The organism is Streptomyces sp. HUAS MG56 (genome assembly GCF_058673395.1).
Window position 1 is genome coordinate 1,613,106 of record NZ_CM178722.1, and the last position, 16,625, is coordinate 1,629,730.

The window sequence follows — 16,625 nt, forward strand, 5'->3', positions numbered from 1 at the left end:
CGTTTCCGGAAAGGCTGGCAGGACATGACCACACGTGTTTGGGACTACCTGACGGAGTACGAGAGCGAGCATCCGGACATCCTCGACGCGGTACGGACCGTCTTCGCCTCCGGGCAGCTCGTGCTCGGCGCGAGCGTGCGCGGCTTCGAGGAGGAGTACGCCGCCTACCACGGGGTGGGTCACTGCGTCGGAGTCGACAACGGCACGAACGCGATCAAGCTCGGGCTCCAGGCCCTGGGCGTCGGACCGGGCGACGAGGTGATCACGGTCTCGAACACGGCGGCACCGACCGTCGTCGCCATCGACGCCACGGGCGCCACTCCCGTCTTCGTCGACGTCCGCGAGGACGACTTCCTCATGGACACCGCCCAGGTGGCGGACGCGATCACCGAACGCACCCGCTGCCTGCTGCCGGTGCACCTGTATGGCCAGTGCGCCGACCTGGCACCGCTGACGGAGCTGGCCGACCGGCACGGGCTGGCCGTGCTGGAGGACTGCGCCCAGGCCCACGGCGCCCGGCAGCGCGGCACCCTGGCGGGCACGACGGGCGCCGTGGCGGCCTTCTCCTTCTATCCGACCAAGGTCCTCGGCGCGTACGGCGACGGCGGCGCGGTGCTCACCTCGGACGAGGACGTGGCGGCCCGGCTGCGGCGGCTGCGCCACTACGGCATGGAGGACCGCTACTACACGCTGGAGACGCCCGCCCACAACAGCCGTCTGGACGAGGTCCAGGCGGAGATCCTGCGCCGCAAACTGAGGCGGCTCGACGCCTACATCGCGGGCCGCCGGGCCGTCGCCCGGCGCTACGCCGAGGGCCTCGCCGGCACCGGACTGCGGCTGCCGCGCACCACCCCGGGCAACGACCACGTGTACTACGTGTACGTCGTGCGCCACCCCCGGCGCGACGACATCGTCGAACGCCTCAAGGCGTACGACATCCACCTCAACATCAGCTATCCGTGGCCGGTGCACACCATGACCGGGTTCGCCCACCTCGGCTACGCCACCGGCTCGCTCCCGGTCACCGAGGCGCTGGCCGGCGAGATCTTCTCGCTGCCGATGTATCCGGCGCTCCCCCAGGACCTCCAGGACAAGGTCGTGCACGCGCTGCGCGAGGTGCTGAGCACGCTGTGACGCCCCGCCGAACTCCCTTACTCCGCCCAGCTGTTCACCGAGCCGTACACCGAGACGTACACCGAGCCACGAGAGAGCGCACATGAAAGCACGCGTACTCGCCGTCCAGGGAGCCATCGAGTTCGCCCCGCGGGTCTTTCCCGACGACCGGGGCCTGTTCCTCTCGCCGTTCCAGCAGCAGGCGTTCACCGAGGCGCGCGGGGGTCCGCTGTTCCGCGTCGCGCAGTCCAACCACAGTGTGTCCCGGCGTGGTGTGGTGCGCGGGATCCACTACACCGTGACCCCGCCCGGCACCGCGAAGTACGTGTACTGCGCCCGCGGCCGGGCCCTGGACATCGTGGTCGACATCAGGGTGGGTTCGCCCACGTTCGGCCGCTGGGACGCGGTGCTGATGGACCAGCGGGACCACCGCGCCTCGTATCTGCCCGTGGGGGTGGGGCACGCGTTCGTGGCGCTGGAGGACGACACCGTCATGTCGTACCTGCTCTCCGAGAGCTACGTACCGGAGCACGAACTCGCCCTGTCCGTGCTGGACCCGGCCCTCGGGCTGCCCCTGACCGGGGTGGCCGAACCGGTCCTGTCCGGCCGGGACCGGGCGGCGCCCACGCTCGCCGAGGCGCACGAGCGGGGCCTGCTGCCGGACCACGCCCGGTGCGCGCAGATCGAGGCCGCGTGGTCCCACCCGCGCACGGATCACATCCCCCAACCGTCCCGGGCACGCATGGGGTGAGCGAGGTCCGGCTCACCCGGTCGTGGTGGAGCCGGCCCGCGCCCCCCGCGTGAATGAGCGGGTTTTCCTCCGCCGTGCCGCCCGGCCGCCCGCGCGGCCCGATGCTGGCGGAGCGCCGATCTCGTGGATCCCGACCAGCCCCGATCAGAAAGGCCACAGCCATGACCGATTCCGCCCAGACCCTGCCGGTGCCGGGAGCCGTCGGCAAGCTGTACGACCAGCTGACGCTGAACGCGATGAAGGACGGCACCTTCAACACCAACGTGCACATCGGCTACTGGGACACCCCGGACTCCGACGCCACGATCGAGGAGGCGATGGACCGGCTCACCGACGTGTTCATCGAGCACCTGAAGGTGGACGCCACCTCCCATGTGCTCGACCTGGGCTGCGGGGTGGGCGGTCCCGGTCTGCGGGTGGTGGACCGCACGGGTGCGCGGGTGACCGGCATCAGCATCAGCGAGGAGCAGATCAAGACCGCCAACCGGCTGGCGGCCGAGGCCGGGGTGGCCGACCGGGCCGTGTTCCGGCACGGAGACGCGATGCGACTGCCCTTCCCGGACCGGTCGTTCGACGCCGTGATGGCGCTGGAGTCGCTCTGCCACATGCCCGACCGGCAGCGGGTTCTCACCGAGATCGGCCGTGTGCTGGTCCCCGGCGGCCGGCTCGTCCTGACCGACGTGTTCGACCGCGGCCCGCGCGGGCAGGCCAGGCACCCGGGCGTCGAGAAGTTCTGCCGCGACCTCATGGCGACCATGGCGGACCTCGACGACTACATCGGGCTGCTGCGCCGTTCCGGCCTGCGGCCGCGCGCCGTGCTCGACGTCACGGAGCAGACCACCCTGCGCACCGGCCACGAACTGCTGAAGACGGCGCGTCCCGACGAGCGTCCCGAGGCCATGGTCGAGAGCAACTTCGCCTTCTCCGAGGACGCGTTCCACCCCGCCGACCTGGCCGGCGTCGACACCTTCGGCTGCCTGCTGGCCAGCGCGGAACGACCCTGATCCGGCGTGTCGGGCGGCCGGCCCCGGGCCGCCCGACCCGCCCGCCCCACCGGGAACGGACCCACGCACGAAAGGCAGGCAGGACATGACGCGTTCCGACGAGCGGACCGACGTGCTGATCGTGGGCGGCGGCCCCGTCGGAATGGCGCTCGCGCTGGACCTGGCGTACCGCGGGATCGACTGCCTGGTCATCGACGCCGGTGACGGACAGGTCCGGCACCCCAAGGTGAGCACGATCGGCCCGCGCTCGATGGAGCTGTTCCGCCGCTGGGGTGTCGCGGACGCCGTCCGCGGCGCCGGCTGGCCGGCCGACCACCCCCTGGACATCGCCTGGGTCACCCGGGTCGGCGGCCACGAGGTCTACCGTTACCGCCGGGGCACCGCCGGGAACCGGCCCGCCTTCACGCACACCCCCGAGCCGGACCAGATGTGCCCGGCCCACTGGCTGAACCCGGTGCTGACCAGGGCCGTGGGCGTCCATCCGGACGGTCCCCTGCGGCTGCGGACGACGGTCGACCGGGTCCGGCAGACCGAGGACCACGTCGCGGCCGACGTCACCGACCACGCCACCGGCACGACCGGCACGGTCCGGGCGCGCTATCTGGTCGCCTGCGACGGTGCCTCCTCCCCGATCCGCCAGGCCTGCGGCATCGACGCGCCGGCGCGCCACCGCACCCAGGTGTTCCGCAACATCCTCTTCCGCGCCCCCGAACTCAACAAGCGGCTCGGCGACCGGGCCGCGCTCGTCTACTTCCTCATGCTGTCGTCCACGCTGCGCTTCCCCATGCGCTCGCTCAACGGCAGTGACCTGTACAACCTGGTGGTGGCCGCGGGCGACACCGCCGACCGCTGCGACCCGGTGACGCTGATCCGCGACGCCCTCGCCTTCGACACCCCGGTGGAGCTGCTGAGCGACGGCGAGTGGCACCTCACCCACCGCGTCGCCGACCGGTACCGGGCCGGGCGCGTCTTCCTCGCCGGCGACGCCGCGCACACGCTGTCGCCCTCCGGCGGCTTCGGGCTCAACACCGGCATCGGCGACGCCGCCGACCTCGGCTGGAAACTCGCCGCCGCCCTGAACGGCTGGGCCGGACAGTCGCTCCTCGACACCTACGACGCCGAGCGCCGGCCGATCGCCGTGGCGAGCCTCAAGGAGGCCAACGTCAATCTGCAGCGCACCATGCGCAGGCAGGTGCCGCCCGAGATCCACCTCGACGGGCCCGAGGGCGAGCTGGCCCGCAGCCGTACGGCCAGGGTGCTCGAAGACAGCGGCGCGCAGCGGGAGTTCGACGCCCCGGAGATCCACTTCGGACTGCGCTACCGCTCGCCCGCCATCATCGAGGACCCCCGGGTGCCGGTACGCCACGGAAAGCCGGGCCCGGACTGGCGCCCCGGCAGCGAGCCCGGCTACCGCGCCGCGCACACCTGGTGGGACGCCACCACCTCCACGCTCGACCTGTTCGGGCGCGGCTTCGCCCTGCTGTGCTTCGCCGGGGCGGGCCGGCTCCCGGACGTGGAGCGTGCGTTCGCCGGCCGGGGCGTTCCGCTGACGATACACGCCGGGGCGGGCGGAGCGGCCGCCACGCTCTACGAACGGTCCTTCGTGCTGGTCCGCCCGGACGGCCACGTGGCCTGGCGCGGCGACGAACTTCCCGACGACCCCGGGGCGTTCGTCGACACGGTGCGCGGCGACCGGGCCGAGGCCGTGCTCACCGGCAAGGGGGGTTAGGGGGTGTCGTCACACCTTCAGGCCGTAGAAGCCCATCGGCGAGTTCGGCCGGAAGCCGATGCGGGGGTAGACGGGCGCACCGGCCGCCGTAGCGTGCAAGGTGGCCCGGGTCAGCCCGGTCGCCCTGGCGCCCTCGTACAGGGCCTTGCGCGTCACCGCCTCGCCGTAGCCGCGCCGCTCCCATTCCGGGGCGGTGGCGACGAGTGCGACGAAGAGCCGGCCGTCGGCCTCCACGGTGCCGGCGCAGGTCACCGGGACGCCGTCGCGCAGACCGAGGTAGGCGTGCACCCGGCTCTTCCACAGCGTGGAGCCGAGGAGCCCGTCACGGCCGTGCTCCAGCGGGAAGCCGTAGGCGCGTGAGTTCAGGTCCGCATACGCCCGGAGCTGTTCCTCCGTGGTGACGCGGGCGAAGGTCAGGTCGGGGTGGGACGGCTCGGGGACGGGCAGGAGGTCTGCGGCCATGCCCGTACCGGGGAAGCCGTAGGCGAGGCCCGCCTTCTCGGCCGCCGACCGCACTCCCGCGCGCGCCTCGTCGCCGAGGAGGTCGTCGAACAGCCACAGGAACCCGGGCTGCTTCTTGGCGCGCATGATGTCCGCCGCCTGGACCAGGCGTCGGCCGAGCAGCGCCGGGTCCGCGTCGACCTCGGTGAGCGTGACGCAGTTCCAGAACGCGAACCGGGAGTCGGCCCAGCGCACGGCGATGCCCGGAAGGTCCCGCACATCGGCGTGCGGGTCCCGGTCGAGCACCATCGCGCGCCAGACCAGCGCGAGTTGCTCCATGGATTCGATGGCTTCCGTACGATCCCTCATCAGGCCTCCTCGGTGACACCACGGTCACCAGGCCCAACGACGGGACCGACCCGTCGGTGCCGGGCACGGACACCATCGACGACCACGTGGTCGCTCTAGGCGTACACCCGCTGCACGAACTCCGCGCGCTGTCCCTCGCTCAGGTTCCGGGCGATGTCGGCCTCGCTGATCATGCCGACCACACGCTTGTTCTCGACCACCGGCAGACGCTTGATCTGGCGGCCTTCCATCTCCCGCAGGGCGTCCTTGATGTCGGCGGCGGCGTCGATCCAGCGGGGTGTGCCCTCGCAGATCTCCGCGCACGTCACCTTCGCGGGGTCGTGACCCGCGGCCACGCACTTCACCACGATGTCACGGTCGGTGATGATGCCGCACATGCGGTCACCGTTCTCGGGGTCGCTGACCGGAAGCGCGCCCACTCCGTGGTCCCGCATCAGCTGTGCCGCGCGGTCCAGCGTCTCGTACCGGGGCACCCACTGGGCACCCGGGTGCATGATGTCCTTCGCAGTAGTCATCGCTGTTCCCTCCATCCCCAGCCAGCGTGCACCCGCGTACGTCGCGATGTCCTGTTGGGCTTTCAATCGGTACCCGGACGTGCGCCGGGGTACCTGAGAGGTGCAGGAAGTCGCAGGAGACGGCCGAGAACCGTCGTAGTCCCCTGGGGAAGTCGATGACCAATGACCATGATGTCCGAGACGGTCGTGGTGCCCGCCGACGGCGCCGCGCTCCCTGGTGATCTGGTGGTGCCGGACGCCGCGCCGGCCGTGGTGCTGTTCGCGCACGGCAGCGGCAGTTCGCGGCACAGTCCGCGCAACCAGGCCGTGGCCGCCGCGCTGCGCGAGTCCGGGCTGGGCACCTTGCTGATCGATCTGCTCACCGCCGAGGAGGAACAGCGGGACGTCGTGACCGGCGAGCACCGCTTCGACATCGCGCTGCTGGGGCGTCGCCTGGTGGCCGCGATGGAGTGGCTCGGCGCCCGGCCCGGCACCCGTGACCTGCCCGTCGTCCTCTTCGGCGCCAGCACGGGCGCGGCCGCCGCCCTCCAGGCCGCGGCCGAGCGCCCCGCGGGCGTCCTGACCGTCGTCTCGCGGGGCGGGCGCCCCGATCTGGCGGGCGCCGCGCTGCCCGCCGTACGCGCGCCCGTCCTGCTCGTCGTCGGCGGCCAGGACCACGAGGTGCTGCGGCTCAACGAGGAGGCCGCGCGCCGCCTCCAGGTTCCGTACGCCGTGCGCGTCATCCCGGGCGCGACCCACCTGTTCGAGGAACCCGGCGCGCTGGAGCAGGTCGCCGACACGGTCCGGGAGTGGTGCGCGGAGCGCCTGCGCGCGGCGCCGCCGGAGTGAGGGTCACCGGGCGGCCGCCGGAGTACGAGGCCGAGCGTGCCGTCGCGCCGCTCGTCGACCTGTACGCCGTGGCTGATCCGGGCGAGGGTCGCGCGCAGCCACGCGCGGTCCTCGGCCCCGGCGTGCTCCAGCCGCATCCGCCGCGCCCGCAGGGGGATCATCCGCGCCCCGGCGAGGGCCCCGGTGTCCGCGTCCACCGAGACGAGGTGCCCGAGTCGGAGGTCGTCGCGGTACCGCTCGTAGCCGGAGATGCCCTCGTAGTCGTCGATGAAGTCGCCGCAGCCGTAGAGGATCAGCCGGTCCCGGTACACCTCGACCGGGCGGGGGTGGTGCGAGGAGTGCCCGTGGACGAGGTCGACACCGCCGTCGATCAGGGCGTGCGCGAAGCGTTCCTGCTCAGGGGGGACGTGGTAGCCCCAGTTGGCGCCCCAGTGCACCGACACGACGACGATGTCGCCCGGTCGCCGCGCGGCCCGCACCCGCTGTACGAGGGCCCCGGCGGCCGCGGCCGACAGCTCGCGGACATGGGCGACGCCCGGCCGGTCGGTGGTCGCGGCCCAGTCGGACGGGATGCCGCTGGACTGCGCGCCGAGGGCGAAGACCAGTACGCGGCGGCCGGGCCCGGCGGGGACCGCGGCGGGCGCGCGGGCCTCCTCGGCGTCGCGCCCGGCGCCCGCGGCCCGCAGGCCCGCACCGGTCAGCGAGTCCAGCGTCTCCTCCAGCCCCGGCCGGCCGAAGTCCAGCACATGGTTGTTGGCCAGGACGCACACGTCGGGCCGGGCCACGGTCAGCGCGGGGAGGTTGTCCGGGTGCATCCGGTAGTGGATCGCCTTGCCGGGGGCGAACGCGTCGCTGCGGGTGACGGCCGTCTCCAGGTTCACGATCCGGACGTGCGGGGCGGCCCGCTCCAGCAGCGGCAGCGCCTCGCCCCACGGCCAGGCGGGACCGACCGGCGCGGGGATGGGTCCGCCGACGGCCTCGGCCAGCTCGACGTACGACCGGGCGTCCGTGACGTAGTCCTCGCGCAGCTCCGGGTCTCCGGGGTGCGGGAGGATCTGGTCGACGCCGCGCCCGAGCATCACGTCACCGCACAGGAACAGCGTCACCGTGCCGCCGCCCATACCTCCACCCTAGGACGGCGGCAGCCCCCGCTGTTGCTGCGGGACGTCTACCGACGGGGAACGGCCGGGCGACCGGGGTCACCGCGCCGGGTCACCCGCCCGGACCGCGGGGGTGGGCCGGGCCGGCGTCACCTGCTGCGGGAAGCCGATGCGCAGGACGGCGGCTGCCGCGGCCGCGGCCAGGACCACGGCCGCGGCCAGCATCAGTGCCTGGTGGTAGCCGTGCCGGAGCAGGGGTGCCACGGCCAGTGGACCGAGGATCTGGCCGACGGAGTATCCGGCGGTCAGCAGGGCGACGGAACGCGGGAAGCGCAGGTGGGACCCGATGGCGAGGGCCAGGGTGCTGATGCCGATGAAGGTCCCGCCGAACAGGGCGGCGCAGACCAGTGCGGCCGCCGCCGAGGTCGTCAGGGCGGGCAGGGCGATGCCGACCGCCTGGACGACGAGCGCGGCCAGCAACAGGCCGGGCCGGGACCGGCGGCGGCCGAGCCAGGCCCACAGCGCCGAGGACGGTACGGCCGCCAGCCCGACCAGGACCCAGGCTCCGCTGCCGACCCGGCCCGGCGTGCTCTGCTCGATCGCGGACACCAGGAAGGTGCCGGCCACGATGTAGCCGACGCCTTCCAGGGTGTACGAGACGAACAGCGCCGTGAACCAGCGGTGGGTGCGCATCCGCGCCGCACCGGCCGGGTCCCCGCCCGGGTGCACGGCCGCCGGCGCGGGGGCCTCGGGGCGCAGGTTCCACGACGCCGCGCCCAGCAGCGCGGCGAGCGCGGCCGCCGCGTACCAGGCGGCCCGCCAGTCGGCGACGGAGCGCACCGCGAGGACGAGCAGGCCGGACAGCGCGATGCCGGCTCCGACACCGCCGAAGCCCCAGCCGGGCAGGTGGGCCGGGTGCTCGCGCAGGTGGCCCAGGAGGGAGCTGACCGCGATGACGAAGATCAGCGCGCTCGCCACCCCGGCCGACAGCCGCAGCACCGTCCACATCGCGGTGCTGTGGGTGGCGGGCATGGCGGCCAGGCTGCCGGCCAAGGCGGTCAGGCAGACGCGCAGGACGGCGGGTGAGCGCACCAGCGCGGGACACAGGATGCCCGCGACCGCGCCCACGAGATAGCCGGCGTAGTTGGCGGTGGCCAGGTCGGCTCCCGCGCCCGCGGAGAGCCCCGCCCGGGCCTGCATCAGGGGAAGGATCGGCGTGTAGACGAACCGGCCGACCCCCATCCCCGCGGCGAGCGCCGCCGCGACCCGGGCGACATGACCCCAGGGCGAGGGGAGGGAGCCGCTTCCTCGGTGCGAGGCCGCGCGCAGGGGACGTACGGTCATGAAGGGGTCCTCGTCCGGCGATACGGGGCCGCGAGGGCCACACGGGAATCGGAAGGCGTGCGTGTCGTAGGTGTCGTACGCGTCACTCGGTGCCGACTCCGCGGCCGGGGTCGTTGGGATGCGGCTCCAGCGCGGTGACGGCGAGGGTCATCCACGGACGCAGCGGCAGGGTGCCGAGCACCTTCTCGTGCAGCTCGTCCTCGTCGGCCGCGCGCCAGATGCCGATGCTGCGCAGCTCGCCGACCGGGCGCCACAGCCGTGCCAGACGGCCGGCGGCGGCCAGTTCCCGGGCGCGGACCGCCTCGGCCGCGCGCCGGCGGTCGACCTCGTCCTGGCTCGTGCCCTCGGGGACGGTCGTGGTGATCTCGACCAGGAACTCTCGCATGGCCCGGCTCCTCCGTTCACTGGGGCGTCCGGCACGAACCGGTGCGCCACGGGTGCTGCGGCGCCCAGGTGCGCGGGTCTCCGGCACCGGACCGTCGTTCCCTCATCGTCCGTCCGCCGCCGGCCGGGCGCCACGACCGGGTTCCTCCCTTCTGATAGGCAGAGCCTCCTACCGGCCGTAGCATGAGCGTCGTGGAGCTGCGCCAACTGCGGTACTTCGTGGCGGTCGCCGAAGAGCTGAACTTCGGCCGGGCCGCCGCACGGCTCCTGATCGCCGGCCCTTCCCTCTCCCAGCAGATCAAGGTTCTCGAACGCGACCTCGGCGTACGCCTCTTCGACCGCGACCGCCGCTCGGTCTCCCTCACTCCGGCGGGCTCCGCGCTGCTCCCCCAGGTGCGCGACCTGCTGGCCCGGGCCGCGGACCTGGAGCGCCACGCGGGTGCCCTGGCCGGCTCGGAACCGGTACGGCTCGGATACGTCAACTGGCTGCCGGCGGACCTGACCGCCCGCACGTCGGCGGTGGCCCAGGTCCATGTGGACGCCTGGGTCGCCCCTTCCCACACCCAGGCGGCCCGGGTCGCCGAGGGGGGCCTGGACGTGGCCGTGTGCTGGGTGCGCACCGAGGACCTGGAGAGGCGCGGTCTGCGGGCCGCGCTCATCGGCGCCGACCGGCTCTACGCCGTCGCCGCCGGTGCCGACACCGGTGATGTCGCGGCCGGGGACACCGCCGTCCTCATCGACGCCGACGTGACGTCCTGGTCGTCCTGGAACGTCTACGCCGAGCAGCTGGCCAGGGACACGGGCGCGCGTGCTGTGCGCATCGGCGACGGCGGCGTCACCGGCCCCGCCTTCTTCGACCACGTGCGCCGCAGTGACCGTCCGGTCGTCAACTGCCCCAAGGGCCAGACGAATCCGCTCCCGCCCGACCTGGTCCGGCGCCCCGTGGTGGGACCGGAGGTCCACTGGACCTGGTCGGTGGTGTGGCGCGCCGACGAGGCCCGGTCCGCGGTGCTCGCCGTGGTCGACGCCCTCCGCGACGGCGTGGGCGACCTCGGCATCCACGGCCCGGGCGCCTGGCTGCCCGAGGGCGATCCGTACCGGCGCGCGCGGGCATGACACCCGCGCGCACCGTCGTGCGTGCGGCTGAGCGGGCTCAGAGGTGACTGAGAGTCTGCTGTGGCAGGCTGACGCGCCCATCCCCCCTCAGGAGCCCCTGGATGACTCTGATCAACGGTCTGCCCGCACATGTCCTGTTCGTGCACGTGGTCGTCGTGCTGATCCCCCTCACCGCGCTGGCCCTGGTCACGGCCGCGGTGTGGCCGCGCGCCGCCCGTCGGCTGGGGCTGGTGCTGCCGCTGGCGGCCTTCGTCGCCCTGGTGAGCGTGCCGCTGACGACGCATGCCGGTGAGTGGCTCGAACGGCACGTGGACTCCGACCCCCTCGTGCGCCGGCACACCGAGCTGGGCGACGGGCTGCTGCCATGGGCTCTGGGCCTGTTCGTGCTGGCGACGCTCGTGTGGTGGGCCGGGCGGCGCACCGCGGCGGAGTCCGGCCGGGGCGGGGGCGCCCTGCGCTGGTCGGCCCTGCCCGTGCGGATCGTGGTGGGCGTGCTCTCGCTGGCCGTGGCGGTGGGCGCGGTCGTCGACGTCTACCGGATCGGCGACTCCGGCGCGAAGGCCGCCTGGCACGACGCCTACACGAAGACGGCGACCAAGTCGGCGAACGGTTCCTGACGCACAGCGGTCACGCCCGGCCCTGACCGGCCCGGCGGCCTGCCGATACGCCCGGCACGGAGACTCCGTGCCGGGCGTATCGCTGTCCAGTGCCGCCGCGCGCAGCGCCGGAGCCACCCTGCCGACCGGGTCCGACGGCGGATGCGGAAGCCGGGCGAGCAGCAGGCGCCGCTGTTCCGGGGACCGCCGCGCACAGCGAGGATGCGTACGCCCGGGGATGCGACCCCGGCCAGGGCCACGCCGAACACCTGGACCAAGTGCTCGCCGACAACGCGATCCCGTCCCGTCCCGTGTCATCGACACCGCCGGACTGCGGGCGCCCCTCCAGAAAGTCGGCTAGTCCTTCGGGAAGAAGTCGAGTACGGCCTGCCCGTCGCGGATGTCCTCGACCCGGAAGCCCAGTCCGTTCAGGCTGCCCGTTCCTCCCTCGCCGACCGACGAGGCCATGAACGTACCGTTCCCGGAGGCCTGTACGACCACCGAGCGTGAGGTGATGCCGGTGACCTCCAGCGAGCCGACCCCTAACCGGGCGTCGACCGGAATGCGCGTCGGCTGCTCCGTCAGACGGATCCGGCAGTGCCCCTCGAAGCAGGCGGCGACATCGGCGGGCGGGGAAACCATCTGCGCGGGCGACGACTTGCTCCCCTCCCCCGAGCCGTCGCCTCGCGCCCCGGTCCCCGATCCGCAGCCCGCGAGAGCCACCGTCAGGCCCAGCCCCACCAGGGCCGCCCTCGCACTCCGCCGCGCGCCCATCGTCCCGCCCCTCGCCGCACTCCCCGCGCCGGTATCGCACGGGCCCGTCACGCTCTTTCCGTTCCACGGCCGTCGCGGGGGCACACCGCCGGAATGGGTCCCGAACACAAGAGCGCACGGTGGAGGGGGCGGGCCGCGAGGGTGAGCGCGGGTCAGACGGCCGTACGGCCGCCGTCCACCGGCAGGACGGCGCCCTGCACGAAGCTCGCCGCGTCGCCCGCCAGGTAGGCGATCGCCTCGGCGATCTCCCGGGCCTCGGCGGGCCGCCCGGCCGGCGCCTGGGCGGCGAGGGCGTCGAGGTCCTCACCCATGGCTGCCGTGCCGCCCGTGCGGGTGGGGCCGGGCGCCACGGCGTTGACCCGCACCCCGTGCGGACCGAACTCGGCGGCCCACGCCTTGGTCAGCAGGTTCAGCGCCGCCTTGCTGGAGCCGTACAGCGCCACCCCCGCGACGCCGTACTCGGCAACCATGGTGCTGACGTTCACGATCGCGCCGGACCCGCGCTCGGCCATCGCCGGGGCGATCCGCGCGACCAGGTGGAACGGCACCTTCACGTTCACGTCGTAGACGGCGTCCACGTCGGCGGGCGACGTCTGTGCCGTCGGCCCGAACGGGAAGATGCCGGCGTTGTTCACCAGGATGTCCACGCGCCCTCCGCCCAGGTCGGTGGCCTTCCGCGCCAGCCGCCGGGCGGACTCGGCGTCCGCCAGCTCGGCGGCGACGAAGTCCGCCTTGCCGCCGCGCTCCCGGATACCGGAGACGACGGCCTCGCCGCGGGCCGCGTCGCGCCCGGCGACCAGGACATGCGCACCGCGCTCGGCGAGCAGTTCGGCCGTCGCCGCGCCGATGCCGCTGGTCGCTCCGGTCACCAGAGCCACGCGCCCGGCCAGATCAACAGAACCCATGCCAACGTCCTTCGTGTCGTGGTGTGCGTCGTGGCGTGCATCCTCAAGCGCCGGTGCCGTCCGGCGATTCCGGCCCGGCTGGAGGCACTCCTTATGGCCGTTCTTCGTGAGCCGTCTGGCCGAGCGGCGATGAACGACGCGAGCCCCGGGGTTACATGACCCGTGCGGGGCGGGGACGCGTTCCCGTCCACGGCTCACCCGCAGCACCGGCCACGAGGCGAGGAAGACCATGAGCGAACCGCAGGCACCCCGGGAAGCCTCCGTCCACGACGTGATCGTGCTGGGCGCCGGGCCGGTCGGCCAGAACGTCGCCGACCACGCCCGCGCCGCCGGTCTCTCCGTGGCCGTCGTGGAGCGGGAGCTCGTCGGCGGTGAATGCTCGTACTGGGCCTGCGTCCCCAGCAAGGCGCTGCTGCGGCCGGTCCTCGTGGTCGCCGACGCCCGCCGGGTGGACGGCGCACGCCAGGCCGTCACCGGCCGACTCGACACCGGCGGCGTCTTCGCCCGCCGCGACCGCTATGTCGCCGACTGGGACGACTCGGGACAGGCCCGGTGGGTCAAGTCCATCGGCGCCGACCTGTTCCGCGGGCACGGCCGGCTCGACGGGCCCCGCCGAGTCACCGTCACCGGGGACGACGGCGCGCGGCAGACCCTCACGGCCCGGCACGCGGTGGCCGTCGCCACCGGCAGCCTGCCGGTGGTGCCGGACCTGCCGGGCATCGAGGAGTCCCGGCCCTGGACGAACCGGCAGGGCACCGACTCCAGCACGGTGCCGGCCCGGCTCGTGGTCGTCGGTGGTGGTGGCGTCGGTGTGGAGATGGCCACGCTCTGGCAGGGCCTCGGCTCTCGGGTCACCCTGCTGGTCCGGCGCCGGCTGCTGCCGAGGATGGAGCCGTTCGCCGGAGAGCTGGTCGCGGACGGCCTGCGGAAGGCGGGTGTGGACGTGCGGATCGGAGCACAGGTGACGGCCCTGCGCCGCCCGGACCCCGCCGGTCCCGTCACGCTCACCCTGGACGACGGCGGCGAACTGGAGGCGGACGAGGTGCTGTTCGCCACCGGGCGCACCCCCGCCACGCACGACATCGGGCTGGACACGGTCGGCCTCACCCCCGGCTCCTGGCTGGACGTGGACACGACCTGTCTGGTCCAGGGCGTCGAGGGCGAGTGGCTGTACGCCCTCGGTGACGTCAACCACCGTGCTCTGCTCACCCACCAGGGCAAGTACCAGGGCCGTACCGCCGGGGACGCGATCGGTACGCGCGCGGCCGGCCGGCCGCTGGACGACGGGGCGTGGGGGGACCACGCGACCACCGCCGACCAGCACGCCGTGGCCCAGGTGTTCTTCACCGACCCCGAAGCGGGCGCGGTGGGCCTGACCGCCGAGCAGGCCGCCGCCGCGGGCCACCGCGTCCAGACCGTCGACCTGGACTTCAACGCCGCCCAGGGCGCCAACCTGTACGCCGACGGCTACCAGGGCCATGCCCGGCTCGTCGTCGACCGGGACCGGGAGGTGCTGCTGGGCGTGACCTTCGTCGGCTCCGGCGTCAGCGAGCTGCTGCACTCCGCGACGATCGCGGTGGCGGGCGAGGTCCCGCTCAAGCGGCTCCGGCACGCGATCGCCCCCTTCCCGACCGTCAGCGAGATCTGGCTGTTCCTGCTGGCCGCGTACCAGCGGGAGAAGGCGGTCTCCTGACGGGCGACGACTCCGCGGCCGCTGGGACATGCCGGAGTCCGTCCGGGTCGACAACCGCAACACCAGCGCCTGGGGCACCGGGTTCACGTTCATGGCCTGGGGAGAGGAAGGGCATCCGGGCCGACGCACGACCGCGTCCGGTCCATCGGCGCGCCGCGCGGGGTCCACTGCGGAGGACGCGGTCCAGGACGCCGCGCGCATGCGCCTGCGCGGCGCCCGGGAGACCCCCGGCCGGGACGGGCTCGACGAACGGCGCCTGCGCGAGCAGGAGCGGTCGTTCCCCGGGCGTCTGATCGACCGGCACGCGATGCAGGACGGATCTGGGGCGCGGTGGAGGAACTGCCGCCGCAGCAGCGGCTGGTGCTACCGTGCGCGGCCGGCTCAGCCATACCCCGGCGAAGACGGCCCAGGTGCTCATGACGACCGCCGAGCAGACCCACGGCGACCCGCATGCCCTCGCCGAGGAGAGCGGGCACGGGGCTCGCTGCCGCCGGAGATTCTCCGAGTCGTGGCCGACGGGTGCGCAGCCTGCGGGTGGTGTTCCCGGGGGCGAGGGCGTGAGGTCCACGTGCTGCTGCCCGCCCGGCCGGACGGGGTCGCCGGCCGTGGGTCACCGGCGCGGGTCGAAGCGGAGGGGCAGGACGGCCGGGCCGGTGATGCCCATGGGGGGCCGCCAGATGATGCGGTCGGTGACGACGGGCGGGCCGAAGCGGGCGGTGAGCGCGCGCAGGGCTTCGCCGAGTACGGCGCGGGCCAGCACCGCGCCGAGGCAGTGGTGCGGTCCGGCGCCGAACTGGAGCAGCGGTGCCTCGCGCGGAGCGGTGATGTCGAAGAGATGCCCGTCGCGGAAGACGGCGGGATCGCGCTGGGCCGGTACGACCGCGACGGTGACGACCGTGCCGGCGGTCAGGCGCACGGAGCGGAAGTCGAAGTCCGTCGTGGCGAACCGGTGCACCGTCGTGGTCGTCGGAGACCAGCGCATCACCTCCTCGATCGCCTTGTCCGTCAGCCGGGGCCGCTGCGCGAGCACGGTCCACTGCTCGGGGTGCCCGGCGAAGGCGACCATGGCGTGGGCGAGTTGCCGGAGCGTGGCGTCGTGGGCCGCGAACACCAGGGCGACGATGAAGTTGCGCAGCTCCGCCACGCTCAGGTGCTCGTCGTCCGGCTCCGTCGCGACCAGGGCGGACACGAGATCGCTGCCCGGATTCGCGCGCTTGTCGGCCATCAGGCCGTCGACATAGGCGTTCAGTTCGCTCACCGCGGTCTCGACCCTGGCGCGGATGTCCCCGCCGTGCGCGAGGCTGAACACCAGGCCGATGTCGGTGCTCCAGCGGCGGAAGATCTCGTGGTCCTGCGCGGGGACTCCGAGCAGCTCGGATAGCACCGCGAGCGCGAGGCGGTCGGCGTACTCCGCGACGAAGTCGCAGGCGCCGGCGGCCGCGAGCCGGTCCGCCAGCCGCTCCGCGGCCGCCCGTACGCCGGGCCGCAGGTTGTTGATCATCCGGAGGGTGAAGGCCTTGGCCACCAGGCCGCGCAGGCGACGGTGGTTCTCGCCGTCCTGATTGATGATCATCGGCAGGTACCAGTCGTACAGCGGCCCGTCGAGCACTCCGTTCATCGCCAGATAGGCCTCACCGGACTGCGTTAAGCGAGGGTCGCGCAGCAGTTCCTGCGCCGCGGCGTAGCGCAGGACCACGAGCCCGATCGGGCTTTCGGCCCACCAGTCGCCCGCCTGCGCCGCGGCCACCTCCGGGCCGCGGAAGTCGAATTCGGGATCGGTGACGTCAAGGAACGGAACTGTCCTCAAACGCGTTGCCGAAACCGGGTTCATTGGCATGTCGCCTCCTGCCGAATTCTCTCGGATTTCCCGGAACATTAAATCCGGTCGCGCCCACGGAAATAGATTGAGAAAGCAATTCCTGGCACCGCGTCGGACACATCACCGACCGGCCCGTAAATAATA

General features: G+C 73.4%; 15 protein-coding genes and 1 pseudogene. 8 read left to right on the top strand and 8 right to left on the bottom strand.

What is annotated here, in order from left to right; all coding sequences use genetic code 11:
* The first annotated feature begins 24 nt into the window (after positions 1-24).
* The 4 genes from AC4OXY_RS07950 to AC4OXY_RS07965 all read left to right on the top strand — a co-directional run bounded on the left by AC4OXY_RS07950 (position 25) and on the right by AC4OXY_RS07965 (position 4,597).
* The gene (locus AC4OXY_RS07950) at positions 25-1,134 is read left to right on the top strand and encodes a DegT/DnrJ/EryC1/StrS family aminotransferase (RefSeq protein WP_362820061.1); all 1,110 of its coding nucleotides are present in this window, start codon (positions 25-27) and stop codon (positions 1,132-1,134) included.
* A gap of 82 nt (positions 1,135-1,216) precedes the next feature.
* Positions 1,217-1,864, top strand: a complete 648-nt coding sequence (locus AC4OXY_RS07955) for a dTDP-4-dehydrorhamnose 3,5-epimerase family protein (protein WP_491993546.1) — start codon at positions 1,217-1,219, stop codon at positions 1,862-1,864.
* Between the two features lie 161 nt (positions 1,865-2,025).
* On the top strand, positions 2,026-2,868 hold the full coding sequence (locus AC4OXY_RS07960; RefSeq protein WP_356031765.1) for a methyltransferase domain-containing protein: 843 nt from the start codon (positions 2,026-2,028) through the stop codon (positions 2,866-2,868).
* Between the two features lie 85 nt (positions 2,869-2,953).
* Complete coding sequence (locus AC4OXY_RS07965) at positions 2,954-4,597, top strand: FAD-dependent monooxygenase (RefSeq protein ID WP_376288178.1); 1,644 nt, start codon at positions 2,954-2,956, stop codon at positions 4,595-4,597.
* 9 nt (positions 4,598-4,606) lie between these two features.
* On the opposite strand, the gene AC4OXY_RS07970 is transcribed toward AC4OXY_RS07965, so the two are convergent.
* On the bottom strand, positions 4,607-5,407 hold the full coding sequence (locus AC4OXY_RS07970) for a GNAT family N-acetyltransferase (RefSeq protein WP_491993547.1): 801 nt from the start codon (positions 5,405-5,407) through the stop codon (positions 4,607-4,609).
* A gap of 95 nt (positions 5,408-5,502) precedes the next feature.
* A complete protein-coding gene (locus AC4OXY_RS07975) occupies positions 5,503-5,922 on the bottom strand; it encodes a CBS domain-containing protein (RefSeq protein ID WP_356024252.1) in 420 nt (139 codons plus the stop codon).
* 168 nt (positions 5,923-6,090) lie between these two features.
* Here AC4OXY_RS07975 and AC4OXY_RS07980 point away from each other — a divergent pair, with 168 nt between their 5' ends.
* A complete protein-coding gene (locus AC4OXY_RS07980; RefSeq protein ID WP_402067299.1) occupies positions 6,091-6,750 on the top strand; it encodes a dienelactone hydrolase family protein in 660 nt (219 codons plus the stop codon).
* 26 nt (positions 6,751-6,776) lie between these two features.
* Here the strand turns inward: AC4OXY_RS07980 and AC4OXY_RS07985 are convergent.
* From AC4OXY_RS07985 to AC4OXY_RS07995, 3 genes and pseudogenes are all read right to left on the bottom strand, one after another.
* A pseudogene (locus AC4OXY_RS07985) lies at positions 6,777-7,871 on the bottom strand (CapA family protein); the annotation flags it as partial.
* A 78-nt stretch (positions 7,872-7,949) separates the two neighbouring features.
* Entirely contained in the window at positions 7,950-9,194 is a 1,245-nt protein-coding gene (locus tag AC4OXY_RS07990; protein WP_491993548.1) for a YbfB/YjiJ family MFS transporter, read from the bottom strand.
* Positions 9,195-9,276: 82 nt separating this feature from the next.
* Positions 9,277-9,579 carry a muconolactone Delta-isomerase family protein gene (locus tag AC4OXY_RS07995; RefSeq protein ID WP_362820065.1) on the bottom strand — a complete coding sequence of 101 codons (303 nt, stop codon included), beginning with the start codon at positions 9,577-9,579 and terminating at the stop codon, positions 9,277-9,279.
* A 182-nt stretch (positions 9,580-9,761) separates the two neighbouring features.
* On the opposite strand from AC4OXY_RS07995, the gene AC4OXY_RS08000 reads away from it, so the two are divergent.
* On the top strand, positions 9,762-10,694 hold the full coding sequence (locus tag AC4OXY_RS08000) for a LysR family transcriptional regulator (RefSeq protein ID WP_356024245.1): 933 nt from the start codon (positions 9,762-9,764) through the stop codon (positions 10,692-10,694).
* 101 nt (positions 10,695-10,795) lie between these two features.
* Positions 10,796-11,311: a DUF2231 domain-containing protein gene (locus AC4OXY_RS08005; protein WP_356024243.1), complete on the top strand. Its 516-nt coding sequence runs from the start codon at positions 10,796-10,798 to the stop codon at positions 11,309-11,311.
* Between the two features lie 336 nt (positions 11,312-11,647).
* On the opposite strand, the gene AC4OXY_RS08010 is transcribed toward AC4OXY_RS08005, so the two are convergent.
* Both AC4OXY_RS08010 and AC4OXY_RS08015 read right to left on the bottom strand, forming a co-directional pair.
* A complete protein-coding gene (locus AC4OXY_RS08010; RefSeq protein WP_491993549.1) occupies positions 11,648-12,064 on the bottom strand; it encodes a hypothetical protein in 417 nt (138 codons plus the stop codon).
* Between the two features lie 152 nt (positions 12,065-12,216).
* The gene (locus AC4OXY_RS08015) at positions 12,217-12,969 is read right to left on the bottom strand and encodes an SDR family NAD(P)-dependent oxidoreductase (RefSeq protein WP_356024241.1); all 753 of its coding nucleotides are present in this window, start codon (positions 12,967-12,969) and stop codon (positions 12,217-12,219) included.
* A gap of 229 nt (positions 12,970-13,198) precedes the next feature.
* Here AC4OXY_RS08015 and AC4OXY_RS08020 point away from each other — a divergent pair, with 229 nt between their 5' ends.
* Complete coding sequence (locus AC4OXY_RS08020) at positions 13,199-14,662, top strand: dihydrolipoyl dehydrogenase family protein (protein WP_402067151.1); 1,464 nt, start codon at positions 13,199-13,201, stop codon at positions 14,660-14,662.
* 610 nt (positions 14,663-15,272) lie between these two features.
* Here AC4OXY_RS08020 and AC4OXY_RS08025 read toward each other — a convergent pair.
* Positions 15,273-16,469, bottom strand: a complete 1,197-nt coding sequence (locus AC4OXY_RS08025) for a cytochrome P450 (RefSeq protein WP_491993550.1) — start codon at positions 16,467-16,469, stop codon at positions 15,273-15,275.
* Positions 16,470-16,625 lie beyond the last annotated feature (156 nt).